At 71.7% G+C, this 25,989-nt stretch carries 27 protein-coding genes and 1 pseudogene; 22 read left to right on the top strand and 6 right to left on the bottom strand.

The annotated features are described in order from the left end of the window. The first annotated feature begins 36 nt into the window (after positions 1–36). From ftsZ to R9X44_RS25035, 6 genes are all read left to right on the top strand, one after another. The gene (ftsZ, locus tag R9X44_RS25060) at positions 37–1,308 is read left to right on the top strand and encodes a cell division protein FtsZ (RefSeq protein WP_319816718.1); all 1,272 of its coding nucleotides are present in this window, start codon (positions 37–39) and stop codon (positions 1,306–1,308) included. Between the two features lie 19 nt (positions 1,309–1,327). After that, positions 1,328–2,029: a YggS family pyridoxal phosphate-dependent enzyme gene (locus tag R9X44_RS25055; RefSeq protein ID WP_319816717.1), complete on the top strand. Its 702-nt coding sequence runs from the start codon at positions 1,328–1,330 to the stop codon at positions 2,027–2,029. Positions 2,030–2,113: 84 nt separating this feature from the next. Further along, entirely contained in the window at positions 2,114–2,602 is a 489-nt protein-coding gene (locus R9X44_RS25050) for a cell division protein SepF (RefSeq protein ID WP_319816716.1), read from the top strand. Between the two features lie 48 nt (positions 2,603–2,650). Continuing rightward, the gene (locus tag R9X44_RS25045) at positions 2,651–2,929 is read left to right on the top strand and encodes a YggT family protein (protein WP_319816715.1); all 279 of its coding nucleotides are present in this window, start codon (positions 2,651–2,653) and stop codon (positions 2,927–2,929) included. Positions 2,930–3,000: 71 nt separating this feature from the next. Continuing rightward, positions 3,001–3,885 carry a DivIVA domain-containing protein gene (locus tag R9X44_RS25040; RefSeq protein ID WP_319816714.1) on the top strand — a complete coding sequence of 295 codons (885 nt, stop codon included), beginning with the start codon at positions 3,001–3,003 and terminating at the stop codon, positions 3,883–3,885. 238 nt (positions 3,886–4,123) lie between these two features. After that, positions 4,124–5,584 carry a hypothetical protein gene (locus R9X44_RS25035; RefSeq protein ID WP_319816713.1) on the top strand — a complete coding sequence of 487 codons (1,461 nt, stop codon included), beginning with the start codon at positions 4,124–4,126 and terminating at the stop codon, positions 5,582–5,584. Between the two features lie 63 nt (positions 5,585–5,647). Here the strand turns inward: R9X44_RS25035 and R9X44_RS25030 are convergent, their stop codons facing one another. Together R9X44_RS25030 and ileS are read right to left on the bottom strand one after the other, a co-directional pair. After that, positions 5,648–6,277: a DUF1707 domain-containing protein gene (locus tag R9X44_RS25030; protein ID WP_319816712.1), complete on the bottom strand. Its 630-nt coding sequence runs from the start codon at positions 6,275–6,277 to the stop codon at positions 5,648–5,650. A 97-nt stretch (positions 6,278–6,374) separates the two neighbouring features. After that, on the bottom strand, positions 6,375–9,521 hold the full coding sequence (ileS, locus tag R9X44_RS25025) for an isoleucine--tRNA ligase (RefSeq protein WP_319816711.1): 3,147 nt from the start codon (positions 9,519–9,521) through the stop codon (positions 6,375–6,377). Positions 9,522–10,073: 552 nt separating this feature from the next. On the opposite strand from ileS, the pseudogene R9X44_RS25020 reads away from it, so the two are divergent. The 4 genes and pseudogenes from R9X44_RS25020 to R9X44_RS25005 all read left to right on the top strand — a co-directional run. Next, positions 10,074–10,475: pseudogene (locus tag R9X44_RS25020) on the top strand (TraR/DksA family transcriptional regulator); the annotation flags it as partial. A 79-nt stretch (positions 10,476–10,554) separates the two neighbouring features. Further along, positions 10,555–11,199, top strand: a complete 645-nt coding sequence (lspA, locus tag R9X44_RS25015; RefSeq protein WP_319816710.1) for a signal peptidase II — start codon at positions 10,555–10,557, stop codon at positions 11,197–11,199. After that, positions 11,196–12,125 (top strand): RluA family pseudouridine synthase, encoded by a 930-nt coding sequence (locus tag R9X44_RS25010; protein ID WP_319816709.1) that lies wholly within the window; start codon positions 11,196–11,198, stop codon positions 12,123–12,125. The genes lspA and R9X44_RS25010 overlap by 4 nt, the downstream gene beginning before the upstream one ends. Further along, entirely contained in the window at positions 12,125–12,577 is a 453-nt protein-coding gene (locus R9X44_RS25005; RefSeq protein ID WP_319816708.1) for a GNAT family N-acetyltransferase, read from the top strand. The genes R9X44_RS25010 and R9X44_RS25005 overlap by 1 nt, the downstream gene beginning before the upstream one ends. 292 nt (positions 12,578–12,869) lie before the next feature. On the opposite strand, the gene R9X44_RS25000 is transcribed toward R9X44_RS25005, so the two are convergent. Further along, positions 12,870–13,391: a DUF1269 domain-containing protein gene (locus tag R9X44_RS25000; protein ID WP_319816707.1), complete on the bottom strand. Its 522-nt coding sequence runs from the start codon at positions 13,389–13,391 to the stop codon at positions 12,870–12,872. A 53-nt stretch (positions 13,392–13,444) separates the two neighbouring features. On the opposite strand from R9X44_RS25000, the gene R9X44_RS24995 reads away from it, so the two are divergent. Both R9X44_RS24995 and ybaK read left to right on the top strand, forming a co-directional pair. Then, positions 13,445–13,723, top strand: coding sequence for a chorismate mutase (locus tag R9X44_RS24995; RefSeq protein WP_319816706.1), 279 nt, complete (start codon positions 13,445–13,447; stop codon positions 13,721–13,723). 9 nt (positions 13,724–13,732) lie between these two features. After that, positions 13,733–14,221, top strand: coding sequence for a Cys-tRNA(Pro) deacylase (gene ybaK, locus R9X44_RS24990; RefSeq protein ID WP_319816705.1), 489 nt, complete (start codon positions 13,733–13,735; stop codon positions 14,219–14,221). Here the strand turns inward: ybaK and R9X44_RS24985 are convergent. Beyond that, positions 14,105–14,701: a hypothetical protein gene (locus R9X44_RS24985; protein ID WP_319816704.1), complete on the bottom strand. Its 597-nt coding sequence runs from the start codon at positions 14,699–14,701 to the stop codon at positions 14,105–14,107. The two genes, ybaK and R9X44_RS24985, sit on opposite strands and share 117 nt — an antisense overlap. Positions 14,702–14,825: 124 nt before the next feature. On the opposite strand from R9X44_RS24985, the gene R9X44_RS24980 reads away from it, so the two are divergent. The 10 genes from R9X44_RS24980 (at position 14,826) to R9X44_RS24935 (ending at position 22,898) form a co-directional block, all read left to right on the top strand. After that, the gene (locus R9X44_RS24980) at positions 14,826–15,509 is read left to right on the top strand and encodes a DUF6882 domain-containing protein (RefSeq protein ID WP_319816703.1); all 684 of its coding nucleotides are present in this window, start codon (positions 14,826–14,828) and stop codon (positions 15,507–15,509) included. A 95-nt stretch (positions 15,510–15,604) separates the two neighbouring features. Continuing rightward, positions 15,605–16,912 (top strand): histidinol dehydrogenase, encoded by a 1,308-nt coding sequence (gene hisD / locus R9X44_RS24975; RefSeq protein WP_319816702.1) that lies wholly within the window; start codon positions 15,605–15,607, stop codon positions 16,910–16,912. Then, a complete protein-coding gene (locus tag R9X44_RS24970) occupies positions 16,909–18,006 on the top strand; it encodes a histidinol-phosphate transaminase (protein WP_319816701.1) in 1,098 nt (365 codons plus the stop codon). Before hisD ends, R9X44_RS24970 begins: the two co-directional genes overlap by 4 nt. Further along, positions 18,003–18,596, top strand: a complete 594-nt coding sequence (gene hisB, locus R9X44_RS24965; protein WP_319816700.1) for an imidazoleglycerol-phosphate dehydratase HisB — start codon at positions 18,003–18,005, stop codon at positions 18,594–18,596. The genes R9X44_RS24970 and hisB overlap by 4 nt, the downstream gene beginning before the upstream one ends. Positions 18,597–18,670: 74 nt before the next feature. Continuing rightward, a complete protein-coding gene (locus R9X44_RS24960; RefSeq protein WP_319816699.1) occupies positions 18,671–18,805 on the top strand; it encodes a hypothetical protein in 135 nt (44 codons plus the stop codon). Between the two features lie 13 nt (positions 18,806–18,818). Next, positions 18,819–19,445, top strand: coding sequence for an imidazole glycerol phosphate synthase subunit HisH (gene hisH, locus R9X44_RS24955; RefSeq protein WP_319816698.1), 627 nt, complete (start codon positions 18,819–18,821; stop codon positions 19,443–19,445). Between the two features lie 275 nt (positions 19,446–19,720). Then, on the top strand, positions 19,721–20,389 hold the full coding sequence (locus tag R9X44_RS24950; protein ID WP_319816697.1) for a hypothetical protein: 669 nt from the start codon (positions 19,721–19,723) through the stop codon (positions 20,387–20,389). Continuing rightward, positions 20,389–21,912, top strand: a complete 1,524-nt coding sequence (locus R9X44_RS24945; protein WP_319816696.1) for an N-6 DNA methylase — start codon at positions 20,389–20,391, stop codon at positions 21,910–21,912. The genes R9X44_RS24950 and R9X44_RS24945 overlap by 1 nt, the downstream gene beginning before the upstream one ends. Further along, positions 21,900–22,541: a hypothetical protein gene (locus R9X44_RS24940; protein WP_319816695.1), complete on the top strand. Its 642-nt coding sequence runs from the start codon at positions 21,900–21,902 to the stop codon at positions 22,539–22,541. The genes R9X44_RS24945 and R9X44_RS24940 overlap by 13 nt, the downstream gene beginning before the upstream one ends. Positions 22,542–22,649: 108 nt before the next feature. Further along, positions 22,650–22,898: a hypothetical protein gene (locus R9X44_RS24935; protein ID WP_319816694.1), complete on the top strand. Its 249-nt coding sequence runs from the start codon at positions 22,650–22,652 to the stop codon at positions 22,896–22,898. Between the two features lie 136 nt (positions 22,899–23,034). On the opposite strand, the gene R9X44_RS24930 is transcribed toward R9X44_RS24935, so the two are convergent. Continuing rightward, positions 23,035–24,864: a glycoside hydrolase family 15 protein gene (locus R9X44_RS24930; RefSeq protein WP_319816693.1), complete on the bottom strand. Its 1,830-nt coding sequence runs from the start codon at positions 24,862–24,864 to the stop codon at positions 23,035–23,037. A 141-nt stretch (positions 24,865–25,005) separates the two neighbouring features. Continuing rightward, entirely contained in the window at positions 25,006–25,833 is an 828-nt protein-coding gene (locus R9X44_RS24925; RefSeq protein WP_319816692.1) for a dienelactone hydrolase family protein, read from the bottom strand. Positions 25,834–25,989: the final 156 nt, after the last annotated feature.

Raw genomic sequence — 25,989 nt, 5'->3', positions numbered from 1 at the left:
AGTCCGAACAGCAAGCTAGCGGAAAGGCCCCTCACCGTGGCAGCACCGCAGAACTACCTCGCGGTCATCAAAGTCGTCGGCATCGGCGGCGGCGGTGTCAATGCCGTCAACCGGATGATCGAAGAGGGGCTCAAGGGCGTCGAGTTCATCGCGATCAACACCGACGCGCAGGCGCTGCTCATGAGCGACGCCGACGTCAAGCTCGACGTCGGCCGCGAGCTGACCCGCGGTCTGGGCGCGGGCGCCAACCCCGACGTCGGCCGCAAGGCCGCCGAGGACCACCGCGAGGAGATCGAGGAGGTCCTCAAGGGGGCCGACATGGTCTTCGTCACCGCGGGCGAGGGCGGCGGCACCGGCACCGGCGGCGCGCCCGTCGTGGCGAACATCGCAAGGACGCTCGGCGCGCTGACCATAGGCGTCGTCACCCGGCCGTTCAGCTTCGAGGGCAAGCGCCGCGCGATGCAGGCCGAGGCGGGGATAGAGACCCTGCGCGACGAGGTCGACACCCTGATCGTGATCCCCAACGACAGGCTGCTGTCGATCTCCGACCGCCAGGTGAGCGTGCTCGACGCGTTCAAGGCGGCCGACCAGGTGCTCCTTTCCGGTGTGCAGGGCATCACCGACCTCATCACCACCCCGGGTCTGATCAACCTCGACTTCGCCGACGTCAAGTCCGTCATGTCCGGCGCGGGCTCGGCCCTCATGGGCATCGGCTCCGCGCGCGGCGACGACCGCTCGGTGGCCGCCGCCGAGATGGCGATCTCCAGCCCGCTGCTGGAAGCCAGCATCGACGGCGCGCACGGCGTCCTGCTGTCCATCTCCGGCGGGTCCGACCTCGGCCTGTTCGAGATCAACGAGGCCGCGCAGCTGGTGTCCAACGCCGCGGCCTCCGACGCCAACATCATCTTCGGCGCGGTCATCGACGACGCGCTCGGCGACGAGGTGCGCGTCACGGTGATCGCCGCGGGCTTCGACGAGCTCCAGCCCGCCGCGCCGGAACCCGAGGCCAAGAAACTCCCGCCGCCCCCGCCAAGGCCGACGGTCACCGAGGCCGCGGCCAAGCCGGTCGCGCCGGAGCCGCCGCCGAGCGTGCCGGAGCCGGCCCCCGCCGCCGAGGCCGAGCCCGAGGTCGAGCCGGTCGACGCCGACTACGACGAGGACCTGCCCAAGGTGCCGCAGCAGGGCCAGTCGGGTGACACCCCCGCCGTCACCCGGATGGACCGCTTCTTCGGCGGCGAGCCCGTCCGGCGGCGCACCCCTCCGGTGGAGTTCGAAGAGGACATCGACGTGCCGGACTTCCTGAAGTAGCTCCCCGAAACCAGGATTCATGACTCGTGAAGAGGAGCTCGCGGACGCCCTCGAGGGCGTCCGTGAGCGCATCGCGCTCGCGTGCGACAAGGCAGGGCGCGACCCGTCGGAGATCACGCTGGTCGCGGTGACCAAGACAAGGCCAGCCTCGGACGTCAGGCTGCTGGCGGGCCTCGGCGTGACCGACATCGGGGAGAACCGCGACCAGGAGGCGGGTCCGAAGGCCGCCGAATGCCGTGATCTTCCCCTCACCTGGCACTTCGTCGGCAGGCTCCAGACCAACAAGGTCAAGTCGGTGCTGCGCTACGCCTCGGTCGTCCACTCGGTGGACCGCCCCAGGCTCGTCTCGGCGCTGTCGGCGGAGGCCGCCGACCGGGCGGAGCCGGTGCGCTGCCTCGTCCAGGTGTCGCTCGACCCGCCGGACGCCGACGGGCGCGGGGGCGCCAGGATCGAGGACGTCCCGGCGCTGGCCGACGCGATCGCGGCGGCCCCCGGACTCGAGCTCGGCGGGGTCATGGCGGTCGCCCCGCTGGGCGAGGATCCGGCCCCGGCGTTCGCCCGACTCGCCGACGTGGCCGCGCGGATCCGCACGGCGCACCCTTCGGCGCGTATCGTCTCCGCTGGCATGAGCGGGGACCTCGACGAGGCGATCGCCTGTGGTGCGACACACGTCCGCATCGGTACGGCGTTGCTCGGGGGCAGGCGGGCAATCGTCGGGTAATGTCCGCCCTGTATGTAGCGGACGCCGTCCGACAAGAGGGTTGAAAGCCGACACTCTGGACGGGATTTCGGATCGGAGGGGTCCATGGCCAGCGCGATGCGCAAGATGGCGGTCTATCTCGGCCTCGTCGAGGACGACCGCTACGACTACGACGATTACGAGGATTACGAGGACGCGGAGGCCGAGACCGCCGTCCCGCGCCGCCGTACGCCCGTCGAAGACGACGCCGCAGCGCAGCTCGCCTCCGAGCCCCCCGCGCCGCCGCAGGAGCGCACCCAGCCCGCGGCGCCGGATTTGACGCGCATCACTACGCTTCACCCAAGGACGTACAACGAGGCACGGACCATCGGAGAGCGCTTCCGTGAGGGCACTCCGGTGATCATGAACCTGACCGAGATGGTCGACAGCGACGCCAAGCGTCTCGTCGACTTCGCGGCCGGCCTCGTGTTCGGGCTCCACGGGAGCATCGAACGCGTCACCAACAAGGTGTTCCTGCTGTCCCCCGCCAACGTTGAGGTCACCGCCGAAGACAAGGCGCGGATGGCAGAACGAGGATTCTTCAACCAAAGCTGACATCCCCATGCGAGAGTGTTCGTGACAGTCGTTGGAGCCGTTCTGACGGTGATCCTGTATCTGTTCCTGCTGATCTTGATCGGCAGGTTGATCCTCGATTACCTGAAGTTGTACGCGGAGAGCACGTCGAGGCAGCCTTGGCGGCCCAAGGGAGTCGTCCTCCTGTTCGCCGAACCGATCTGGACGATCACCGAGCCGATCCTTGCGCGGCTGAGGCGTATCTTCAAACCGTTGCGATTGGGTAACGTGAGTCTCGACCTGAGTTTCATGGTGCTGTTCCTGATCGTCTTGATCCTCATCAGGGTGGTCGGTGCACTGACGACGTGATCGTCTTCGCCGTGGGACTTTGATCGGATACCGTCCTGTGGACAGACTCCAAGCGCGCCAAGGAGACCAACATGCCGCTGACACCCGCGGATGTGCGGAACAAGCAGTTCAGTACGACCAGGCTGCGGCCCGGTTACGACGAGGAAGAGGTAGACGCCTTTCTCGACGAGGTCGAGGCGGAGCTCGACCGGCTGATCCAGGAGAACGAGGAGCTGCGGGCCAAGCTCGCGGAGTGCCTGCGCGGCAAGGTCCCGGCGATGGCGGCGCCCATCGTCGAGCCCAAGCCCGACATGGCCCCGCCGATGCCCGAGCCGATGCTGCAGCAGCAGCCGCCGATGCAGCAGCCGCAGCAGCCCGAGCCGGTCATGGGCCTCACCCAGCACGCCGCCGAGCAGATCAACCCGCGGCCGTCCACCGAGGACAACATGGACACCGCGGCCCGCGTGCTCGCGCTGGCGCAGCAGACCGCGGACCAGGCGATCGCCGACGCGCGCCGCGAGGCCGACGAGCACCTCGGCAGGGCCCGCCGCGAGGCCGAGGACATCCTCGGCAAGGCGCGCCGCCAGGCCGACCAGATCGTCTCCGAGGCGCGCTCGCGCGCCGAGCAGCTCGACCGCGACGCCCAGGAGCGGCACCGCCAGGTCATGGGCTCGCTCGTGCAGCAGCGCGAGGAGCTCGAGCGCCGCGTCGACGACCTGCGCGCGTTCGAGCGCGAGTACCGCAGCCGTCTGAAGGCTTATCTGGAAGGGCAGCTGCGCGAGCTCGAAGCCGGCGCGGACACCTTCCAGCCGTCGCTCACCGGTCCGCAGCCCGTCGCCGTGCCCGCGCACGCCGGGGCCACGCAGTCCGCGCCCGTCGTCACCGGCCCGACCCCGTTCCCGCCCCCGTCAGAGCCGGCACAGCACGGCGGCACGGGCGCGTTCCACGTGGGCGAGCCGCCGCAGGACCGTCGCTGACCCGCTTCCCGCGGGTGTGCGCTGGTTTCGCGTGGCACGACGGACGTGTCCGAGGGTGGGCGATGTGGCCTTCCACGGACACGGCGAATCCGTGGACACGGCGATTCCCCGCCTGACATGTGTGAGGTCCGTCGCGCGATAGGGTGCTGCGCACGGCGGTGGTCGGCCCGCAGCGGCCCGCCTCCCGAGCCGGCAGGCGCCGCCGCGAGACCGGGGACCGGGGAGTTAGGGAGACCTAGTGATCATCCTGAGTGGCCTGCTCGTGATCGGTGCGATCGCGTTGCTGGTGGCGGGGATTGTCGTGCAGGACGAAGCGGTCCTGGGGTTGCACGGGCTGCAACTGATGTACATCTCGATCGCCGTCAGCATCGTGTCGTTCCTCTGCCTGGCCATCGGGGTCTTCCTGCGCCGCAAGGAGCTGTTCGGCACCGCGCCGACCCGCGCCGCCGCGCCCAAGTCCCGCCAGCCGGGACGTGCCGCCCGCAAGGCCGCGGCCCGCGTGGTGGAGGACGAGCGCCCGGTCGAGCGCGAGGAGGCGACGCCGTTCGCCTTCCCGATGCCCTCGGGCCAGGTCCCCGACGACGCGATCGTGCACGTCGTGCCGGGACGCAAGCGCTACCACCTCGACAGCTGCCGGCAGCTCGCCGGACGGCCCACCGAGGAACTGACCTACGTCGAGGCGCAGGAGGAGGGGTTCAGCCCCTGTACCGCCTGTCTGCCGGACACCGCACTGGCGGCGCGCGCCATCGCGGGTCCGGCGGACGAGGCGGCCTCCGGCCCCGACGAGCAGGTCGAGACGGTGCACGACGCGGTGCGGCCCGAGCGGCAGCACGCCGACGCCGGGCGCGGCGACTTCACCGCCGCCCCGTACCCGCCCGAGCCGCCGTTCGGCACGGTCGGCGGCGACAGGTACGAGCGCACCGACGGGCCGGGCTACGAGCCCGCCGCGTACGAGACGCCCGCTTACGACACGCCCGCTTACGAGAGCCAGGGCTACGAGAGCACGGGCTTCGACAAGCCCGGGTTCGACAAGCCGGGCTACGACAAGCAGGGTTACGACAAGCCGGGGTTCGAGACGTCGGCCTATGAGACGCCGACCTACGAGCGGGCCGAGCCCGTCGACCGGTGGCAGACCCCGGCCGACCCGGCCCCCGCGCCGCTGCCCGCGCCGTCGCCGGTCGAGGACACGGTGACCGACTGGGTGCCGACCGCGTTCCCGCCGAGCCCGCTCGACAAGGACTACCCCTTGGGGGATGCGCCCGTCGAGGCCGAGGCCGCCGAGTCCGGGGAGTGGAAGCGCGTGGTCGAGCCCGTGGCGGCCGAGCCCGTCGCGCGGACCGAGGCGGTCAGGGTGCTGGACGACGAGCCTGAGGAGCCCGTCAAGCAGCCCGTGGTGCCCGCCCAGGCCGAGGAGGCCGTGGTCGAGCCCGTCGCGGTGAGCGTGCCTGAGTCCCGCGAGTCAGAGGACGTCCCCCAGGACGCCGCCGACGACGGCGACGGCAAGGCCGAGCGGCAGGCCGCGGGGCCGCTGGTGCGGATTCTGTCCGGCACCAAGCGCTACCACCGGCCCGACTGCGCCCTGATCGAGGACATCGGCGAGGACGACGAGGACCTCGAGTCGCTGCCGCGCGGCGAGGCCAAGGACCGGGGCTGCACCCCGTGCCTGGTCTGCCAGCCCGACAAGGAGCCCGCGGTCTGACCGGCCCCTGAGACAGCGAAGAGCGGCCCGTGCCTTTCGGTGCGGGCCGCTCTTTTCGTCGGCTCAGCAGCCGTGGTGCTTGCGGCGGTAGGACTTCTTGCGGTCCTTGGGTGCCTTGCGCTTGAAGTCGAGGCCGCCGAGGATCACCATCCCGGTGAAGCGGATGACCGGGGCGTTCGGGTCGACCGTGTCGTTCTTGGGGTTGCCCGCGCCGCCGAGGATTCCGGCCGCGTCGACCTCGACCCGGACGCCGGGCGGCACCGTCACTTCGACGCCGCCGAGCACGCAGGTGACGTTCACGACGACCTCGCGCTGGGTCAGCACCGCGTTGCGGAAGTCGAGCTCGACCCCGCCGAGCACGCAGTTGACCGTGGTGACGGGCTCGACGAGCCAGCGGCCCTTGCGCTCCGCGCCGCTGAGGATGCAGGTGATCACGTTCGAGGGGCGTGAGGGCGGGGGGAGCGCCGCGTCGTCCTTGTGCAGGGAGACGCGCGGCTGCGGCTGGGCTTGCGGGAGGTCGGCGGTGAGGGGGGCGAGTTCGGCGTAGGTCTTGGCCGCGTAGAGAAGTTCCAGGCGTTCGGCGTGCTCCTCCGCGCTCAGCCTGCCTTCGGCCATCGCCTCGCCGAGCAGTGTCGCGACCTCGTCGCGGTCGGCGTCGGAGGCGCGCAGGTCAAGCTTCTTTTCGAGTTCCACCTCTCCACTATCGCAAACGCGGTGGAGCGGCCCAAGGCTTCCCGGGGTCGGATGGGGGGAATGTCGGGGTGGACCCCTAGGGGTCCACCCCGGGGCGTCACACCCGGCTCAGGGCGAACGCCAGGCCCAGGTCGGCGTCGGTGTGGGTGGGCTCGGCCGCGCCCTCGGTGAGGGAGTCGGCGAGGACCTCGCCGGCGATCTCGTTGCCGTGGGCGCGCAGCGCGGCGGCCATGTCGGCGTCGGAGGCGGTCCACACCAGGCGGATGCGGTCGGTGACCTCGAGGCCGGACTGCTTGCGGGCGTCCTGGATCATCCGGACGGCCTCACGGGCCAGGCCCGCCAGGCGCAGCTCGGGGGTGATCTCCAGGTCGAGGGCGAGGGTCTCGCCGCCCGCGGTCTCCACGGCCCAGCCGGAGCGCGGCCGCTCGGTGACGATCACGTCGCCCGCGCCGAGCTCGACCGCGCCGACCTCGGGCACGTCGAAGGCGTACCCGCCGGCGCGCACGCCCGCGACGAGCGCGACGGGGTCGGCCGCGGTGACCGCCTTGGCGACCAGCGGGGTCTGCTTGCCGTACCGCTTGCCGAGCTCGCGGAAGTTCGGCTTGACCTCGTACTCCACGAGGTCGCCGCCGATCGAGGACAGGTCCTCGAACGCGCCGACGTTCAGCTCCTCGGCGATCTGCGCGCGCAGCGCCTCGGGCAGCGTCGCCCAGCCGGGCGCGCCGACCAGGGCGCGGCCGAGCGGCTGCCGGATGCGCACCGCCGACGACGTCCGCGCGGCCCTTCCCAGGTCCACAAGACGACGGACGAGGGCCATCTGGGCGGTGAGGTCGGCGTCGAGGAGGTCGGGGTCGGCCTCGGGCCACGCGGCAAGGTGGACGGACTCCGGCGCGCCCTCGGGCCTGAGCACGTCCCAGACGTGGTCGGTGACGAACGGGACGAGCGGGGCCATGAGCCGGGTCAGCGTCTCCAGGCACTCGTACAGGGTCGCGAACGCCGCGCTGTTCTCCGGCGTCGTGGGGCCCTCCCAGAAGCGGCGGCGTGAGCGGCGCACGTACCAGTTGGACAGGTCGTCGACGAACTCGGTCAGCCTGCGTCCGGCGGCCTGGGTGTCGAACTGCTCGAGGGCGGCGGTGACCTCGGCCGTCGTGCGGTGCAGTTCGGCCAGCGCCCAGCGGTCGAGCAGCGGCCGGTCGGCGGGCGCGGGGGCCTCGCCGAGCCGGGCCGGGGTCCACGCGCCGCCCTGCGCGGCGGCGGCGTTGGCGTACAGGACGAAGAACGACGCGGTGTTCCAGTAGGTCAGCAGGACCTTACGGACGATCTCCTCAAGCGCGGCGTGTCCGACGCGCCGGGCCGCCCAGGGGGAGCCGGAGCACGCCATGAACCAGCGCAGCGCGTCCGCGCCATGGCGGTCCATGAGGGGGAGCGGCTGGAGGACGTTGCCGAGGTGCTTGGACATCTTGCGGCCGTCCTCGGCGAGGATCAGCCCGAGGCACAGCACGTTCTCGTAGGACGACTTGTCGAACACCAGCGTGCCGACGGCCATCAGGGAGTAGAACCAGCCGCGCGTCTGGTCGGTGGCCTCGCAGATGAACTGGGCCGGGTAGTTGGCCTCGAACTCATCCAGGTTGGCGTAGGGCGCTCCGTGCTGGGCGAACGGCATGGAGCCCGAGTCGTACCAGGCGTCGATGACGTCCGGGACGCGGGTGGCGGTCTGCGCGCAGACCGGGCAGGGGAAGGTGACGTCGTCGACGAAGGGGCGGTGCGGGTCGAGGGCCGAGTGGTCCTCTCCGGCCAGCTCCGACAGCTCCTTCAGGGAGCCGACGCAGGTGACGTGCTCGTCCGGGCACAGCCACAGCGGCAGGGGCGTGCCCCAGTAGCGCGAGCGCGACAGCGACCAGTCGACGTTGTTGCGCAGCCACTCGCCGTAGCGGCCCTCCTTGATCGTCTCGGGGAACCAGTTGGTGCCCTCGTTCTCGCGAAGGAGCGCGTCCTTGACGGCGGTCGTGCGGATGTACCAGGCAGGGAGCGCGTAGTACAGCAGCGCGGAGTGGCAGCGCCAGCAGTGCGGGTAGCTGTGCTCGAAGTGCGCGCCCCGGAAGAGCAGGCCGCGCTCGCGCAGGTCCTCGGTCAGGCGCTCGTCGGCGTCCTTGAACAGGACCCCGCCGACGAGGGGGACGTCGGCGACGAAGCGGCCGTCGGGGCCGATCGGGTTGACCACGGGCAGGCCGTAGCGCTTGCAGGTCTGCAGGTCGTCCGCGCCGAACGCGGGGGCCTGGTGGACGAGGCCGGTGCCGTCCTCGACGGTGACGTAGTCGGCGAGCAGGACGAAGTGCGCGCCGGGGATCTCCACGAGCTCGAACGGCCGGGAGTAGGGGGTGCGCTCGAGCTCGCTGCCCGGGAAGGTCTCCCGGACGGTCCAGCCGTCGCCCAGCGCCGCCTCGATCAGCGGCTCGGCGACGATCACGGGCCGCTCGCCGTCCTTGGCGGCCACCACGTAGGTGACGTCGGGGTGGACGGCGATCGCGGTGTTGGACACCAGCGTCCACGGGGTCGTCGTCCAGATGAGCAGGTCAGCGCCCTCGAACCGGCCGGACGTGACGGGCATCCGCACGTACACCGAGGGGGAGGAGACCGTCTCGTACCCGCCGGGCTGGCCCAGTTCGTGGTCGGAAAGGCCGGTGCCGCAGCGCGGGCAGTAGGGGGTGATCCGGTGGTCCTGGAAGAGCAGGCCCTTGTCCCAGATGACCTTGAGCGACCACCAGACGGACTCCACGTAGGACGGGTCCATGGTCCGGTAGGCGTTCTCGAGGTCGGTCCAGTACCCCATGCGCTCGGTCATCTCTTCGAACGCGTCGGTGTGCCGCATGACCGAGGCGCGGCAGCGCTCGTTGAACTCCGCGATCCCGTACGCCTCGATCTGCGGCTTGCCGGACAGGCCGAGTTCCTTCTCGACGGCCACCTCGACGGGCAGGCCGTGGCAGTCCCAGCCGGCCTTGCGGGGCACGTTGAAGCCCTGCATGGTCTTGAAGCGCGGGAAGACGTCCTTGAAGACGCGGGCCTCGACGTGGTGGACGCCGGGCATGCCGTTGGCGGTGGGCGGGCCCTCGTAGAAGACCCAGCGGGGGCCGTCGGCGTTGCGGTCGAGGGAGCGCTGGAAGATCTTCTCGTCCTGCCAGCGGCTCAGCATGTCGCGTTCGAGTGCGGGCAGATCCACCTGGGCGGGCAGGGGCCGGAAGGACACGGGGTCGCACCTTTCAAGACTGAAACCACAAGATTGAAACCATTGGTCAGATCCTGAAGGGACGACCCGTCCGGGCCGCGGTACCACCCCTCTTGACCGCGCGAGCGCGATCCGCTTCGTTCGAGTCCGGCTGCCGGTTCTACTGGGCTCAGGGGATGATCCCCGGCTGTTCTTCCGGCGGCTCCGGGGTGATCGCCCCATCACTGCCTTGCCGTCGACTGCCACGATTGTAGGGCTACTCGGGACGCGGGCTCGACCCGGTTTCCCGCGCCGTGATCGTGCGCGCCGAAAAGATCGACCAAATGCGCGGTTCCTGACACCGTGTCGTGGGGCATATGCGGGTGGTGACCGAACGGCAGCGCCCCTGGCGTTGGCCGTCCCGCCGAATGGAGACCTATGCTTCCCGCACTGCCCGTCGAAGAGAAGCTCGACGTGAGGGGGCCCGCGATGGCCGCGACCGCGAGCGTGCAGAACAAGCCGGCGGAGCCGAAGCCGGCACAGTCCAAATCGGCCCAGAAGTCCGCAGGGAGATCCGCCGCCAAGGCCGCGGCGGCCGCCAAGGCCGACGCGCTCCCGGTCCGCGAGGGCGAGGAGCACTGGACGGTCGGGGAGCTCGCCGACGTCCGGACCAGGCTGAGCGCGGAGATCGAGGAGTTCGCCGCCGAGATCAGGGCGGCGCTCAACCAGGCGGCCGAGCACGGCGACTCCGGCGAGGGCGCGGGCGACGACCAGGCCGACGCCGGGGCCAAGACCTACGAGCGCGAGCACGAGCTCGCCCTGACCAACAACTGCCGGGACCTGCTCGAGCAGAACGAGCGCGCGATCGCGCGCATCGACGCGGGCACCTATGGTGTATGTGACAACTGTGGGCAGGCCATCGGCAAAGCGCGCCTCCAGGCTTTCCCGCGCGCGACACTGTGTGTGCCATGCAAACAACGCGAGGAGCGTCGCTGAGCGACGCCGCTGAGAGACCCAGGGAGCCGGGACCATTTCCGCTGAAGTGACGGGGTCCCGGCCCCGTCGTCGTATCGTCATGTTCGGGTGTGTGGCCGCCGCGGCCGTGCTGATCGACCAGGTCACCAAGGCCGTGGTCGTGGCGACGCTGGAAGGCCAGCGCCCGATCGAGCTGCCGCTCGGCCTCAGCACGCTGCGCGTGGTGCGCAACGCGGGCGCGGCCTTCTCGATCGGCACCGGCATGACGTGGGTGTTCACGATCATCGCGCTCGGCGTCACCGTCGCGATCGTCCGCTACGCCAAGGACCTGCGCAGCACCCCGTGGGCGGTCACGCTCGGGCTGCTGCTGGGCGGCGCGGCGGGCAACCTCATCGACCGGCTCGTCCGCGCGCCCGGCCACTTCCAGGGCCATGTGGTCGACTGGATCGAGTGGCCGACCTGGCCGCTGTTCGACGGGTGGCCGGTGTACAACCTCGCCGACACCTGCATCGTCTTCGGCGGGATCTTCGCCGTCGTGCTCGCGGGCCTCGGCTACCAGCCGGACGGCACCCGCGAGACCAAGGAGTCACGGGAGCCGGAGGCCGAGGAGCCGGAGGCCAAGGAGCTAGAGGCCGAGGAGTCGCGGGGGACCGCGGCGCAGGCCGACGGGGTCGCCGAGATCCCCGCTGACGGGCGTACGGCCGACAAGGCGTCCGCCGACGCGGCGCGGGAGGGCGGCGAATGAGCGACCAGCGCTCCCTGTACGTGCCCGAGGGACTCGAGGGCGAGCGGGTGGACACCGCGCTGGCGCGGCTGTTCGGCCTGTCGCGCGGCAAGGCCGCCGAGGTGATCGCGGCGGGCGACGTCCAGGTCGACGGGCGCGAGGTCGCCAAGTCCGACAGGGTGACGGCCGGGGCCTGGCTCGAGGTCGTGCTTCCGCCGCCGCCCAGCGCGCCGGCGCCGGTCGCCGAACCCGTCCCCGGCATGACGATCGTGTACGAGGACGACGACATCATCGTGGTCAACAAGCCGATCGGGGTGGCGGCCCACCCGACCACCGGCTGGACCGGCCCGACCGTGATCGGCGGCCTGCTGGGCGCGGGCCACACCGTCGCGACCAGCGGCGCGGCCGAGCGGCAGGGGATCGTGCACCGGCTCGACGCCAACACCACGGGGTGCATGGCCGTCGCCAAGAGCGAGCGCGCGTACTCCCACCTCAAGCGCGCTTTCCACGACCGCGAGGTGACCAAGCGCTACCACGCGCTCGTCCAGGGCCACCCCGATCCCTTCCGGGGAACCGTGGACGCGCCGATCGACCGTCATCCCTCGGGGAACGGGCGGTTCGCGGTCGTCGCGGGCGGCAGGCCCTCGGTCACCCATTACGACACGATCGAGGCGTTCCGGGCGGCGTCGCTGCTGGACATCACGCTGGAGACCGGCCGCACCCACCAGATCCGGGTGCACATGTCGGCGCTGCGCCACCCGTGCGTCGGCGACCTGCTCTACGGGGCCGACCCGACGCTCGCGGCGCGCCTCGGCGTCCAGCGGCAGTGGCTGCACGCCGTGCGGCTCGGCTTCCTGCACCCGGCGACCGACGAGTACGTCGAGTTCACCAGCCCGTACCCCGAGGACCTGCAGAAGGCGCTCGACATCGTAGCCGCGGAGTCCTGATGGGCGGGCCTGAGGTCGAAGGGGCGGAGATCGTCCTCGCGGAGGGTCCCGACGCGCTCGGGGAGGCGTTCGAGGTCCGCTGGGAGGTCTTCGTGGGCGAGCAGGGCGTGCCCGCCGAACTTGAGGCCGACGAACTGGACGACGTCGCCGACCACTTCCTCGCCCGCGTCGCCGGCGTCCCCCTCGGCGCCGTCAGGCTGCTGGTCCGCAACGGCACGACCACCGGGGTGCTCGGCCGCCTGGCCGTCCGCAAGGCGGCGCGCGGGACGGGCCTGGGCGCGGCGCTCGTGCGCGCGCTTGAGGACCACGCACGCGGCAGGGGCCTGACCGCGATCGAACTGCACGCCCAGACCCACGCCACGGGCTTCTACACCCGCCTCGGCTACACCCAGTACGGCCCGGAGGAACTCGAGGCGGGCATCCCGCACATCTGGATGCGACGCGACCTGTAACCCGCGCCCCTCAAGGAGTCCTGGGCGTCAGCCCTCGATTTCACGCGGGCTGACGCGCAGCGTGCCGGGGCTGAGGGGTCGCCTTGGGCGTCAGCCCTTGTCTCGCGCGGGCTGACACACAGCGTGCCGGGGCTGAGGGTTGCCTTGAGCGTCAGCCCTTGTCTCGCGCGGGCTAACGCGCACGGCGTCGGGTCGGGCGTGGGACGCGCCCAGGGGGTGCCTTGGGCGTCAGCCCTTGATATGCGCGGGCTGACGCGCACGGCGTGCCGGGGCTGAGGGGTTCGGGCCCGGGTCAGCCTTCGATTTCGCCGAGGCTGACGCGGACGGCGTGGATGGCGGCGTCGTAGAGGTCGGACTCGACGAGGGAGGCGCCGGGGAAGCGGGCGAGTTCGCGCTGGAGGTCGGCCAGGGACAGGTGGCTGATCAGCAGGGCCAGCGCGGTGCTGCCGGGCGGCACGGCCTCGCGGAGTTCGGCGATCTTCTCGTCCTTGATGCCCGTGTCGATCAGCTTGCCGAGCAGCGCGCCGCCGCCCGCGCTGGCCGCGCCCGCGACGAGACCGCCGACGGGTCCGCCGAGCAGCGTGCCGAGCAGCAGGCCCCACATGCCCGCGCCCAGCGCGCCGCGTCCCGGGGTGACGTCGCGGGTCTCGCGGACCGTCGACTTGCCGTCCTCGTCGCGCTCGATGAAGACCGCGTCGTGCACCTGGAGCTGCCCGTTCTTCTGCATCCGGGCGGCGGTGAGCATGAACTCACTCGCCTTGAGCGGGTCGTCGAACCCGATCACGAGGAGCTTGTGCTGCGGTTCGTCTGCCATGGTCCCTGCCTTTCCCGTCCGGGCCGCTCCCGGAACTTCACTACGATGGGATCATGCGCCCGATTGATTCTGAAACCGCCACTTTGGCGCAGGTGCGCGCGGCCATCGACCAGGTGGACGCCGAACTCGCCGCGCTGCTCGAGCGCAGGGCCGCGCTCGCGGCCACCGTGCAGCGGATCAAGCCCGTCGGCGGGCACCGGGGCCGCGACCCCGAGCGGGAGGCCGCGATCGTCGCGGCGATGGCCCCGCTCGCGCCGAGCCTCAGCCGCGAGCACCTGACGAAGATCATGAACGCGGTGATCGAGGCGGGCATCGACGCCTCCGGGGTCTAGGGTCTGACCATGGCGAAAGGCGCATCCAAGGGCACTCCCGCGACCGTCGCGGCGACCAGGGCGGGCATCGACTTCCGGCTGCACCCGTATGAGGTCGTGGAGAACACGGCGTCCTACGGCGAGGCGGCCGCCGCGGCCCTGGGCGTCGCGCCCGAGCGGCTGTTCAAGACCCTGCTCGCGGAGGTCGACGGCAAGCTGACGGTCGGGGTCGTGCCCGTCGCGGGCCAGCTCGACCTGAAGGCGCTCGCGGCGGCCGTCGGCGGCAAGAAGGCGCAGATGGCCGAGCCCGCCGCCGCCGAGCGCGCCACCGGCTACGTGGTCGGCGGGATCAGCCCGCTCGGGCAGCGCAAGCGGCTGCCGACCGTCGTGGACGAGAGCGCCTCAGCCTTCCCGACGGTCTACGTCTCCGCCGGGCGGCGCGGCCTCCAGATCGAACTCGCCCCCGCCGACCTCGTCCGCCTCACCGGTGCCGGTCTCGCCGCGATCGGACGCGGGTAGGCGGCGGGCCGCGTCGAGCGCCTCGAGGACGCCGAAGGCGAGCACCGAGGCCAGCGGCCAGAGCGTCAGGACGCCCTTCGCGCCGAGGTCGAGCGGGCCGGTCACCCGGGTCCCGTCCGCGCCGGTGGCGATCGCGTCGGTGAAGGCGGCGAGGCCGAACCTGTGACCGAACCACCACGCGACGAGCGAGCCGAGCAGGCCGCCGGACGCCAGCGCCAGGACCAGGGTGAGATCGTTGCCGCGCCCGGCCCGCCAGTAGGCGAGGACGCCGAGGACGAGGCCCACGCCGAGGCAGACGAGCGCGAGCTTGCCGTCGGCGGCGATGAGGTCCTGGGTCTCGGGGTCGAGCAGGTGCGCCCTGCCCTCGACCACGACGTAGCCCGGCCGTTCGGCCAGCCACACCCACAGCAGGCCGGCCGGGACGCCGACCAGGGCCAGCGTCCCGGTCACGGTCGCCCAGACGCGCAGTTGCCGGGCCAAATGCTCACGCTCCTGTACGTCCCGGAAAGTTGATCACCCGCAGCGTAACGTCACGGGAAGGTCCCCGCCGGGGTCCCTCCACGAAGAGGACACAAACCGGGCCGCCGCGGGTAGTGTTCCGAACATGTCAGGATTCAGCTCGGCGTTCGAACGCCTGGGTGCCGCGCTGTCCGCCATCGTCCTCGCCCAGCAGGAGACCCTGGCCGCCCGGCTGCCCCGCGCCGACTGGAGCGCCGACCTCAACGGCAGGACCTACACCAGCGGGGGCACCACGGTAAGGGTGGGCCTCCTCGGGAGCTACGCCTCACGAGAGCGTACCTGGTTGTGGGGATGGGCCAACGCCCAGTTCGGCCCCGACCACCCCGCCGTCGCCCCCACCCTCGCCGTCCGGGAGATCGGCGCGCGCCTTGCTGTGCCCGAGTTCACCTCGCCCGAAGTCGATCTCTCCTGGTTCGAGGGCGGCCACGCGGGCCATCTGATCGCCGTCGCCGCCGCGGGGGTGCTCGGCGGGTCCGGCTACATCGGCGCGGGCTACGAGGGCGGCTCGGCCTACCTGCTCGTCGACGACCCCGCGATCCCGCCCGCCGCCTTCGACCCGGCCGCGGTCCCCGCCCTGATCGCCAAGGCCGTCTCCCTCTTCCCCGCCGACCCCCAGCTGACCCTCACCCGCCTCCTCGCCTACCACCACGTGCCCTTCCGCCGCTCAGGCGCCCGCACCGAGGCCCGCCTCCCCGGCGGCGCCACCGCCACCGCCGACTTCACCACCGACCCCGTCTTCACCCACTGGGCCACCCCGGCACGGGTCTGAACCGGGCCCGGATCGCGTCTGGATCGGGCGGCGCGGCGTCTCAGCACCTGAAACCGATTCCCGACCCCGGCGTCGCTGTCCGTAGACTTGGCCGTGTGATTTCCCGAATCGACCTGCGCGGCGCCCTCCCCGGCGACCTGCGCGACGTGCTGCCCCGCGCCGAGTTCGACGTCGAGGCCGCCCTGGAGAAGGTGCGGCCGATCTGCGAGGACGTGCGGCATCACGGGGTCGAAGCGGTCCTGCGGTACACAAGGGAGTTCGACGGCGTCGAGCTGACCAGCACGCGGGTGCCCGTCGAGGCGATCTCCGCGGCGCTGGACAACCTCGACCCCGCCGTGCGCGACGCCCTTGAGGAGGCGATCCGGCGGACCAGGATCGTGCACCGCGAGCAGCGGCGTCAGGACGTCACCACCACGGTCGTGCCGGGCGGGACCGTCACCGAGCGGTGGGTTCCGGTCGACCGGGTCGGGCTTTACGTGCCGGGCGGCAAGGCCGTGTACCCGTCCAGCGTGGTCATGAACGTGGTGCCCGCGCAGGAGGCGGGGGTCGGCTCGCTGGCCGTCACCTCGCCCGCGCAGAAAGACTTCGGCGGCCTGCCGCACCCGACGATCCTCGCGGCGTGCGCGCTGCTGGGCGTCGACGAGGTGTACGCGGCGGGCGGCGCGCAGAGCCTGGCGATGTTCGCCTACGGCACCGAGGAGTGCCGCCGCGCCGATCTGATCACCGGGCCGGGGTCCATCTGGGTCGCCGCCGCCAAGCGGTACCTGCGCGGGGTCGTCGGCATCGACGCCGAGGCCGGGCCCACGGAGATCGCCGTCCTCGCCGACGCCACCGCCGACGCCGCCTACGTCGCCGCCGACCTGATCAGCCAGGCCGAGCACGACACCATCGCCGCCTCGGTGCTGGTCACCGACTCGGTCGAGCTCGCCGACGCGGTGGAGGCGGAACTCGCCGTCCAGGTCGCGCGGACCAAGCACCGCGAACGCGTCAGCGAGGCGCTTTCCGGGCGTCAGTCGGCGATCGTGCTGGTGTCCGACATCGAGGCGGGTCTCGACGTCGTCAACGCCTACGCGGCCGAGCACCTGGAGATCCACACCGCCGACGCCGAGGGCGTCGCCGCACGGGTGCGCAACGCGGGGGCGGTCTTCGTCGGGCCGTACGCGCCGGTCTCCCTGGGCGACTACCTCGCCGGGTCCAACCACGTGCTGCCTACGGGCGGCTGCGCGTGCCACTCCTCCGGGCTGTCCGTGCAGTCGTTCTTGCGCGGCATCCACGTCGTCACCTATGACCGCGCGGCGCTCGCCGAGGCGACCGCCCGGGTCGTCACGCTGGCCGAGTCCGAGGACCTTCCCGCGCACGGCGCTGCGCTCAAGGCGCGCTTCGACTGGGAGATCCCGTCATGACGTCCCTGTCCGACCTGCCGCTGCGCGACGACCTGCGCGCGGAGAAGGCGTACGGTGCGCCGCAGCTCGACGTGCCCGTCCAGCTGAACACGAACGAGAACCCGTACGGGCCGTCCGAGGCGCTGGTCAAGGCGCTGGGCGAGGCCGTCGCCGAGGCCGCGGGCACGCTCAACCGCTACCCCGACCGCGACGCGCTCGCCCTGCGCGCCGATCTCGCCGCCTTCCTCACCGCCGAGTCGGGCGTCGCGCTCGACGCCTCGCGGGTGTGGGCGGCCAACGGGTCGAACGAGATCATCCAGCAGATCGTGCAGGCTTTCGGCGGCCCCGGGCGCTCGGCGATGGGCTTCGAGCCGTCGTACGCGATGCACCCGACGATCTCCAAGGTCTCCAACACGCGCTGGATCGACGCCTACCGGGCCGAGGACTTCGGGCTCGAGGCCGACCGCGCCGTCGCGGCGATCGAGGAGCACAGGCCGGACATCGTCTTCCTCACCTCGCCCAACAACCCGACGGGGACGTCGCTCGATCTTTCGGCCATCGAGGCGGTGCTGAAGGTCGCGCCGGGCATGGTCGTCGTGGACGAGGCGTACGGGGAGTTCCGCCGCTCGGGGACGCCGTCGGCGCTCGAACTGCTCGACGGGCACCCGCGGCTGATCGTCACCAGGACCATGTCCAAGGCGTTCGCGCTGGCCGGGGCGCGGCTCGGGTACCTCGCCGCCGACCCCGCCGTGCTCGAGGCGCTGCTGCTGGTGCGGCTGCCGTACCACCTGTCCTCGGTCACGCAGGCCGTCGCGCGCACCGCCCTGGCGTTCGGCGACGAGCTCCTCGGCTACGTCGAGCAGCTGCGCGGCGAGCGCGACGCCGCCGTCACCTGGCTGCGCGGGCAGAACCTCGAGGTCGCCGACTCCGACGCCAACTTCGTGCTGTTCGGGCGGTTCCCCGACCGGGACGCGCTGTGGCGTCGGATGCTTGACCGCGGCGTCCTCATCCGCGCGGTCGGACCGCCGGAATGGCTGCGGGTGTCCGTCGGGACGCCCGCGGAGATGGCGGCCTTCCGCGCCGCACTCCAGGAATCCCTCAAGGAGACACAGTGAGCAGGATCGGCCGCGTCGAGCGGGCCACCAAGGAGACCAAGGTCTTCGTAGAGATCGACCTCGACGGGACCGGGGAGGTCGAGGTCGCCACCGGCGTCGGCTTCTACGACCACATGCTCGCCCAGCTGGGCAAGCACGGCTCCTTCGACCTGACCGTCCGCACCGAGGGCGACCTGCACATCGACAGCCACCACACCATCGAGGACACCGCGATCGCGCTCGGCCAGGCGTTCAAGCAGGCGCTCGGCGACAAGCGCGGCATCCGCAGGTTCGCCGACGCCTCGATCCCGCTCGACGAGTCGCTCGCGCAGGTCACCGTCGACCTGTCCGGCCGCCCCTACCTCGTGCACTCCGAGCCCGACGGCATGGCCCCCATGATCGGGCCCGAGTACGACACCACGCTGACCAGGCACATCTTCGAGTCGTTCGTCGCCAACGCCGAGATCGCGCTGCACGTCCACGTCCCGTACGGGCGCAACGCGCACCACATCGTGGAGGCGCAGTTCAAGGCGCTCGCGCGGGCCCTGCGGTACGCGAGCGAACTCGACCCGCGCGTGCACGGCATCCCGTCGACCAAGGGTGCGTTGTGAGCGCGGTCGTCGCTGGGGTGCTTGCGGAGGAGGGGACCGTTAGTCTTTTTGGGCTTTCGGTGCCGTGGACGGCGATGTTGCTGTTCGCGCTCGCGCTGTTCCTGGCGACCGGCGTTTACAGCTTCATCAGGCAGGGCCTCAAGGTCGCGGCGGTGATCGTCGCGGTGCTCACCGTGCTGTCGGTCCTGGCCGCGATGGGCAGGCTGTGAGGGAGGGGTGGGAATGAAGAACGTCGTCATCCTCGACTACGGGTCGGGCAACCTGCGGTCGGCCGAGCGTGCCGTGGCGCGCGTCGGCGCGGACGTCACCGTCACGTCGGACTTCGAGACCGCGCTGAACGCCGACGGGCTCGTCGTCCCCGGCGTCGGCGCGTTCGCCGCGTGCATGGAGGGGCTGAAGTCGGTGCGCGGCGAGCAGATCATCGGCCGCCGTCTTTCCGGGGGCCGTCCGGTCCTGGGCATCTGCGTCGGCATGCAGATCCTGTTCTCCAAGGGCGTCGAGCACGGCATCACCACCGAAGGCTGCGACGAGTGGCCCGGCACGGTCGAGCGCCTGCACGCCCCGGTCATCCCGCACATGGGCTGGAACACCGTCAAGGCCCCCGAGGACTCCGTCCTCTTCCGCGGCATCGACCCCGCCACCCGCTTCTACTTCGTCCACTCCTACGCCGTCCGCCGCTGGGAACTCGAGCCGGGCCGCTTCACCCCCCCGCTCGTCACCTGGTCCGAACACGGCGAACCCTTCGTCGCCGCCGCCGAGAACGGCCCCCTCTCCGCCGCCCAATTCCACCCGGAAAAATCCGGCGACGCCGGCGCCACCCTCCTCACCAACTGGCTAACCACCCTCTAACCCACCCCCGAACGCCCCGCCCGCAAAGGCCGGGGCGTTCGGCGTTGGCGCAGGGGAAGTGTTAACACTTCCTGAGCATTTCGAATGCGCTTGATGTCACAGTGGCGCGGGCCTACGCTCGTCCGGGAACGGGTTCGGGTGACCGGGCCGAGCGGCGCACGTCATGCGCGCCTGAGAACGACCGTGCCCCGGGCGGCGTGCCGAAGCAGAGGCGAACCCGGGGCTTACGGGACCGAGTCTAACCGATCCGACTTCGCGCTGCCCAGGAGCGTCCGGTGCCCCCTTCCCCCCACCGCCTGCCGTTGCGGACGCTCTCGGCCCCGAGATTCGCGCCGTATCTGCGCCACACGGCGGGCGACGCCGACCGGGCCGGCCGCCTGTACTGGTGGAACATCGAGGCCGCCGGGGCCTTCTACGGGCCGCTGCACTGCCTGGAAGTCGCCCTGCGCAACGCGCTGCACGACTGCCTGGCCGCGCACTTCGGCAGGGCCGACTGGTGGGAGGCGGCGCCGCTCAAGCGGCCGAACCGCCACCAGGTGCGGGCCGCCGAGGCGAAGGCGCGGACCAAGACGCGGGGCCGCTGGACCGCCGACGACGTCGTGGCCGAGCTGTCGTTCGGCTTCTGGGTGTCCCTGCTGAGCCGCGGCTACGACCGCCACCTCTGGCGTCCGGCCCTCGACCGGCAGCGGGCCTTCCCGCAGTACCGGGGCAGCCGGGGGGACCTGCACGACGGCCTGCTGTCCCTGGTCTATCTGCGGAACCGGATCATGCACCACGAACCCGTCCACGCCCGCGACCTCGCCGCCGACCACGTCAAGATCTGCCGGATGCTCGGGTTCCTGTCGGTGGACCTCGCCGACCGGGTGGTCGCGCTCGCCCGCGTCACCGCGGTCCTGTCCCGCAAGGAAGAGGTCTGCTCCGGCCTCGCCGAGCCGAGCTTCTGATGGACGCCTCGGATGCCGAACTCGTCACCATGGCGGAGATCGCGCGGCGCTGCGGCGTCCAGCGCGGCGCGGTGAGCAACTGGCGGCGCAGGCACCCGGGCTTTCCCGCGCCCGCCGACGTCGGGCAGGGCCGCGAGCTGTTCCACGCGGGCGAGGTGGCGCGCTGGCTCGACGGACGCGGCATCGACCGCGGCTCACGGCGTCCGGAGGAACCCGAGGGACGGACCTACGGCGACCGCTTCCGCGCGGCCACCGGCACGGAGGTTCGGCCCAGGCGGGACGAGGTCAAGGCCGAGCCCGAGCTGTCCGTCTCCGCGCTGCAGATCGTCGGCGCGGCGGAGCGGAGCGGGATCGCGCGGTACAGCGGGCTGATCCTCGAACTCGTGCGGCTCCGCTTCCAGGAGCCGCGCCGCTGGCAGGCGCTCGCCCGCGACGGGGCCGCGTGGGCGGAGCAGGGGCGCGGGACGGGCTCGGCCGCGGACCTCGGGCTGTGGCCGGGGGCCGACACGCCGGTGTACCTGGCCCGCGTGGTCGAACTGCTGAACCGGCTGCCGGAACTCCAGGGTCGCGCGCTCGCCGAGTTCACCGACGGCCTGCTCGACCGGCTGATGGCGCACTCGGTCAGGGGAGGGGACTTCTACACGCCGCGTGAGCTCGCCCGGCTGATGGTCGCGGTGACCGAGCCCCGTCCCGGCGAGACAGTGCAGGATTCATGCTGCGGCATGGGCGAGCTCCTCGTCGCCGCCGCCGAGGCCGCGGACGTGAGACTGCGCGCGCGTACCAGGGCGAAGGAGACCTGCGAGGCGACCCTCGTCAACCTGCGCCTGCACGGGCTCGAGGCAAGGGTCACGGCGGACGCGGACGACGGGCTGACCACGAAGGAACTGCGGGAGCCGTTCGACGTCATGCTCGCCAATCCGCCGTTCACGATCACCTTTGACGGCACGGGCGAACCCCGGCTCGGCGTGCCGAAGGGGCAGAGCCTCATCTACGGCTGGCTCAGGATGGCAGCCGAGGAACTGGGGCCGGGGCGGCGGGCCGCCGTCGTCGCGCCGCCCGCCGCGGCGTGGTCGCGCCGCTCGGTGGACCGGCGCGTGCGTGAGGACCTTGTGGTGTCCGGTCTTGTCGAGCGGGTGATCGCGCTGCCCGCCGGTCTGTTCGCGGCGACGTCGGTTCCCGTGCACCTGTGGGTGCTGCGGCAGGGCTCACGCGGAGTACTGGTCGTTGACGGGTCTGACCTGGGCACGATGGTCGACCGCTCCCGGCGCAGGCTCTCGGCCGCCGAGGTCGCCGAACTCGCCTCGACGCGTGGGCCGCGTGTCCGCAGGATGACGGTCGCCGACCTCAGGGAGCGCGAGTTCGAACTCGACCCGGTCCGGCTCGTCGGGCGGAGGGCGTCCTCGGGTGACGGCGGCCTTCCCGAGGACATGATCCCTGTGCTGCGCGCGGCGGAACGCGAAGCCGCGGAGGCGGACAGGGCGGCGGCGGAGCAGCTGCGGAGGGTCGGGCGATGGACGAGCTGATGGGGCGCGTGCCGGAGCACTGGACCAAGACGTCGCTCGGTGACGTCGCCGACGTCCAGGCCGGGCATTCCAACCTCCGTCCCTACTTCCTTCCCCTAGGCGCGGCGGGGGTGGGGGTCGTGGCGGCGTCACAGGTGGGACGGCACGGCCGCGTCTCCGACTTCAGCGCGCGACGGGTCCCCGACCATGTGGCGGCGTCCATGACGAGGTTCCGGCTGCGGGAGGACGACCTGGTCTGCGTCCGCTCGGGGGAGGTCGCCAGGGCCGCGCTCGTCGGGCCGGGGCAGGACGGGTGGCTCGTGGGGACGTCGTGTCTGCGCGTCCGCGTCCGGAACGGGGACCGGGTCAGCCCGCGCTACCTGCTGCACTACCTCGCGCACGAGGAGGTGCGTGCCTGGCTCGTCGCGCGGTCCAGCCGCTCGGTGATCTCCAACCTCCGCACCCGCACCGCGCTCGACCTGCCGGTCCTGCTGCCGCCCCCGGCCGAGCAGCGGGCGATCGTGGAGGTGCTCGCCGCGCTGGAGCGCAAGGAGGAGGCGCACCGCAGGGTCGCCGAGGAGACCGGCAAACTGCGCACGTCCCTCGCGGACCGGCTGCTGACCGGGACGATGCACGTCACGGACGGCTGAGCACGCCGCGGCCCGGACGGGTGGGATGCTTGGGGGGTGAGTGGGGAGAGGGCTCGGCGGAGGGCTGAGCGGGAGGCGGCGGCGGCGCGGGCCGCGGAGGTCAACAGGGTGCGGCAGGCGCGGAAGGCGAAGTGGCGGCGGGTGGGGCGGGCGGTGGGCAAGGTGCTGCCGACGGGGGCGGCGGGGCGGGCGGCGCGGGAGCGTCGGACGCGGTTCGCCGCGGTCGTGGTGTTCCTCGTGGCGGTGCAGGGGTTCGCGTGGGGGCTGGGGTTCGGCGGGATGGAGCGGTTCGCGGTCCTCGTGGTCTCGGTGCTGGTGGTTCCTGTTGTGGCGTTCCTGGCGTTCGACAAGCGGTGAGCCGGGCCGGGGGCCCGGAAAGGGGAAGACCGCCCGGTTCTGAAGGGGCCGGGCGGTCTTGGGGACGGGGGGTGATGGGGGGCTTGTCGAAGGGTGGGTCGCCCGGCCCTTGCGGGCGGGGCCGGGCGGCCCGGTTCTAGGGGCGGGCCAGGACGCCGTTGTTGTCCAGGGCTCGGTCCAGGTTGACGGCGGCGCTGATGAGGGCCAGGTGGGTGAAAGCCTGGGGGAAGTTGCCCAGGGCTTCGCCGGAGGGGCCGATCTCTTCGGCGTACAGGCCCACGTGGTTGGCGTAGGTGAGCATCTTCTCGAAGACCATCCGGGACTCCTTGACGCGTCCGGCCGCGGTGAGGGCGTCGACGTACCAGAAGGAGCAGAGGTTGAAGGTGCCCTCCTCGCCTTCCAGGCCGTCGTGGCCGGTCGCCGCGTAGCGGTGGACGAGGCTGTCGGAGACGAGTTCCTTGCCCAGGTGGTCGAGGGTCATGAGGAAGCGCGGGTCGGTCGGGCCGGAGAACTTCAGCATCGGCATGCACAGGACAGCGGCGTCGAGCAGCTTGCTGCCGGGGTGCATGACGTACGCGCCGATCTCGGGGTCCCAGCACTCCTGCTGGACGAACCGGTACGCCTTGGCGGCCAGGCGCTGCCACTTGTTGGACCGTGCCGGTAGGCCGCGGTCGCGGGCCAGGCGCAGGGCGCGGTCGAACGCCGTCCAGGTCTGCAGGCCCGAGTAGGTGAAGCGCTGACGGCCGCCGCGCACCTCCCAGATGCCCTCGTCGGGCTCCTCCCAGTGGTCGGCGAGCCAGTCCAGGCGCTTGGACAGGGTCTGCCACAGGTCGTAGGAGATCGGGACCTCGCGGTTGTACATGTACACCGCTTCCATGATCTCGCCGTACACGTCGAGCTGGCGCTGGCCGGCGGCCCCGTTGCCGATCCGGACGGGACGGGACCCGCGGTACCCCTCGAGGTGGTCGAGGGTGTGCTCGGGGATCTTGTCGGACCCGTCGACGGAGTACATGATCATGACGTCGCGCTCCAGCGTCGCCTCCTCACAGCGGAGCTGGAGCCACTCCATGAACGCCGCGGCCTCCTCGAGGAAGCCGAGCTGCATGAGCGAGTAGATCGTGAAAGCCGAGTCGCGCAGCCAGGCGTAGCGGTAGTCCCAGTTGCGCACGCCGCCGATCCCCTCGGGCAGCGACGTGGTGGGCGCGGCGACCAGCGCGCCGGTGGGGTGGTAGACCAGCAGCTTCAACGCCAGCGCCGAGCGGTGGACCATCTCCCGCCAGCGGCCCCGGTAGCGGGACTGGCCGATCCACTTCTGCCAGAACTCCTGGGTGCGCAGGAACATCTCGTCGGCCTCGCCGGGCACGAGCGGGTGCACCTGGCCCTGCCACTCGAGGACGACGTCGACGGTCTCGCCCTCGTCCAGCGTGAACGTCGCCTTGACGCCGTCGCCGTCGTGGATCAGCGGCACGTTGGAGCGCAGCACGAACCGGCCCGCCGACGACGTGAACACCGCGCCCACGTTGTCGACGATCTCGATCTCGTGCGTGGCGCGGCCGTAGTCGAACGCCGGGTAGCAGCCGAGCTCGAAGGTGGCCCTGCCGCGCACCGCGCGCGCCTGGCGCACGATGAGGTCGCGGGGCGGGGCCGACCCGCTGGTCTCCGGCACCATGAAGTCGATGACCTCGCCGACGGCCTCGGCGGTGAGGAAGCGCGTCATGAGGATGTTGGTGTCGGGCAGGTAGAGCTGCTTGGGGCGGTTCGCCGAACGGCAGGACAGCGAGAAGAAACCGCCCTTGCGCGCGTCTAGCAGGGAGGCGAACAGGCTGGGCGCGTCGAAGCGCCCCGGACAGAACCAGTCGATGGTCCCGTCGGTGCCGACGAGTGCGACGGTGCGCAGATCGCCGACGATCGCGTGTTCTTCGATGGGCAGGTAACGGCCGTACTGGACCGATCCATTTCGAGGCACTCTCTTGATGGTCCTCGTTCATGTGATGGGCGGATTTCGGACGTGTTAACAGCGTGATCCGGATTGGGACCCGCGGGTAACCGTCTTGCCAGGATAGGTCGGGCCGGGGGGCGGATGGGGCGTGTTGCGCCATGTGGGGCCTCAGGAAGGGCACGTCCCGCGGTATTCGTTGATCTCTTTGGTCGGGAAAACCGGACCTGGGCACAGGAACGGGTCGTAGCGTGTGTCGTTGTCCACATAACGCTTCAACCAGGACACCGTGTACTTGGTGATCACTGGATGGGCCACGATGAACTTAAGGTGACCGCTCTTGCGGAGTTCGATGTACGCCTTCTCCGGGGCCCGCGTCATGCTCTGGTAGAACGGCTCGGCGTGCGTGCGGACGGGGGCGACGCGGTCGTCGTCAGAGCCGAAGACGAGGGTCGGGACGCGCACGGTCCGCCAGTCGCGTTCCAGGTGCCAGGGCGCGAGCGGGACGGCCGCCTTGAGGCCGGGGCGTTGGGCCGCCGCGCGCAGGACCGCGCCGCCGCCCATGGAGTGGCCCATCACCGCGAGGCGCGACGGGTCGATGAGGTCGCGGGCCGGGCCCGTCACGAGGCGGTCGAGGGCGGCCAGGAGCTGGGTGGCGCGGGCGTCGGGGCGGTCGGTGCGGCGCTTGGCGTTCAACGTGAACACCACGAAGCCGTGCGAGGCGAGCAGCGGCCCGTACAGCGAGATCGACTTCTCGGTGCCGAGGAAGCCCGGCATGACGGCCACCGCGCCGAACGTGCCCTGGGAGGCGTCGGCCGGGTAGTGCAGGGTGCCCGCGGCGGTGCCCTGCCCCGCGACGAGCCGGGTCTTGGCGACGGGGAATGGGCCGCGCGGGGCCGTCAGGGCGGCCTCGGTGGGCGCGGGGCCGCGCTGGAACCCCACGACGGCCGCGGGGGCGTCGGGGGCCGCCGGGACGGCCTGGGCGGGCAGCAGGGCCACCAGGGCGGCCAGGGGGACGGCGAGGGATCGGGAGAGCGTGTTGATGGTCGCTCCTGTTGTCTGGTCGCTCCTTCGTCGCTCCGGAGTGCGGGCGCTGGTGAACCTCGGAGGGTGCGATCGCCCGGGGGCGATCACACCCTCCGAGGGCGCCCGAAC

The sequence above is a fragment of the Actinocorallia sp. A-T 12471 genome (assembly GCF_033875155.1).
Taxonomy (GTDB): domain Bacteria; phylum Actinomycetota; class Actinomycetes; order Streptosporangiales; family Streptosporangiaceae; genus Actinocorallia.
The sequence above is the reverse complement of the archived record's forward strand: the minus strand, read 5'-3'. Positions and strand labels throughout refer to the sequence as shown.

Excerpts from the sequence above, each read along its gene's own strand:
- R9X44_RS24970 (WP_319816701.1), top strand. The coding sequence starts at position 16,909 with ATGACGTCCCTGTCCGACCTGCCGCTGCGCGACGACCTGCGCGCGGAG.
- R9X44_RS25050 (WP_319816716.1), top strand. The coding sequence starts at position 2,114 with ATGGCCAGCGCGATGCGCAAGATGGCGGTCTATCTCGGCCTCGTCGAG.
- R9X44_RS25040 (WP_319816714.1), top strand. The coding sequence starts at position 3,001 with ATGCCGCTGACACCCGCGGATGTGCGGAACAAGCAGTTCAGTACGACC.
- R9X44_RS24995 (WP_319816706.1), top strand. The coding sequence starts at position 13,445 with ATGCGCCCGATTGATTCTGAAACCGCCACTTTGGCGCAGGTGCGCGCG.
- R9X44_RS25005 (WP_319816708.1), top strand. The coding sequence starts at position 12,125 with ATGGGCGGGCCTGAGGTCGAAGGGGCGGAGATCGTCCTCGCGGAGGGT.
- lspA (WP_319816710.1), top strand. The coding sequence starts at position 10,555 with ATGTTCGGGTGTGTGGCCGCCGCGGCCGTGCTGATCGACCAGGTCACC.
- R9X44_RS25010 (WP_319816709.1), top strand. The coding sequence starts at position 11,196 with ATGAGCGACCAGCGCTCCCTGTACGTGCCCGAGGGACTCGAGGGCGAG.
- hisH (WP_319816698.1), top strand. The coding sequence starts at position 18,819 with ATGAAGAACGTCGTCATCCTCGACTACGGGTCGGGCAACCTGCGGTCG.
- R9X44_RS24960 (WP_319816699.1), top strand. The coding sequence starts at position 18,671 with ATGTTGCTGTTCGCGCTCGCGCTGTTCCTGGCGACCGGCGTTTACAGC.
- R9X44_RS24980 (WP_319816703.1), top strand. The coding sequence starts at position 14,826 with ATGTCAGGATTCAGCTCGGCGTTCGAACGCCTGGGTGCCGCGCTGTCC.
- R9X44_RS24945 (WP_319816696.1), top strand. The coding sequence starts at position 20,389 with ATGGACGCCTCGGATGCCGAACTCGTCACCATGGCGGAGATCGCGCGG.
- R9X44_RS25000 (WP_319816707.1), bottom strand. The coding sequence starts at position 13,391 with ATGGCAGACGAACCGCAGCACAAGCTCCTCGTGATCGGGTTCGACGAC.
- R9X44_RS24940 (WP_319816695.1), top strand. The coding sequence starts at position 21,900 with ATGGACGAGCTGATGGGGCGCGTGCCGGAGCACTGGACCAAGACGTCG.
- ybaK (WP_319816705.1), top strand. The coding sequence starts at position 13,733 with ATGGCGAAAGGCGCATCCAAGGGCACTCCCGCGACCGTCGCGGCGACC.
- R9X44_RS25055 (WP_319816717.1), top strand. The coding sequence starts at position 1,328 with ATGACTCGTGAAGAGGAGCTCGCGGACGCCCTCGAGGGCGTCCGTGAG.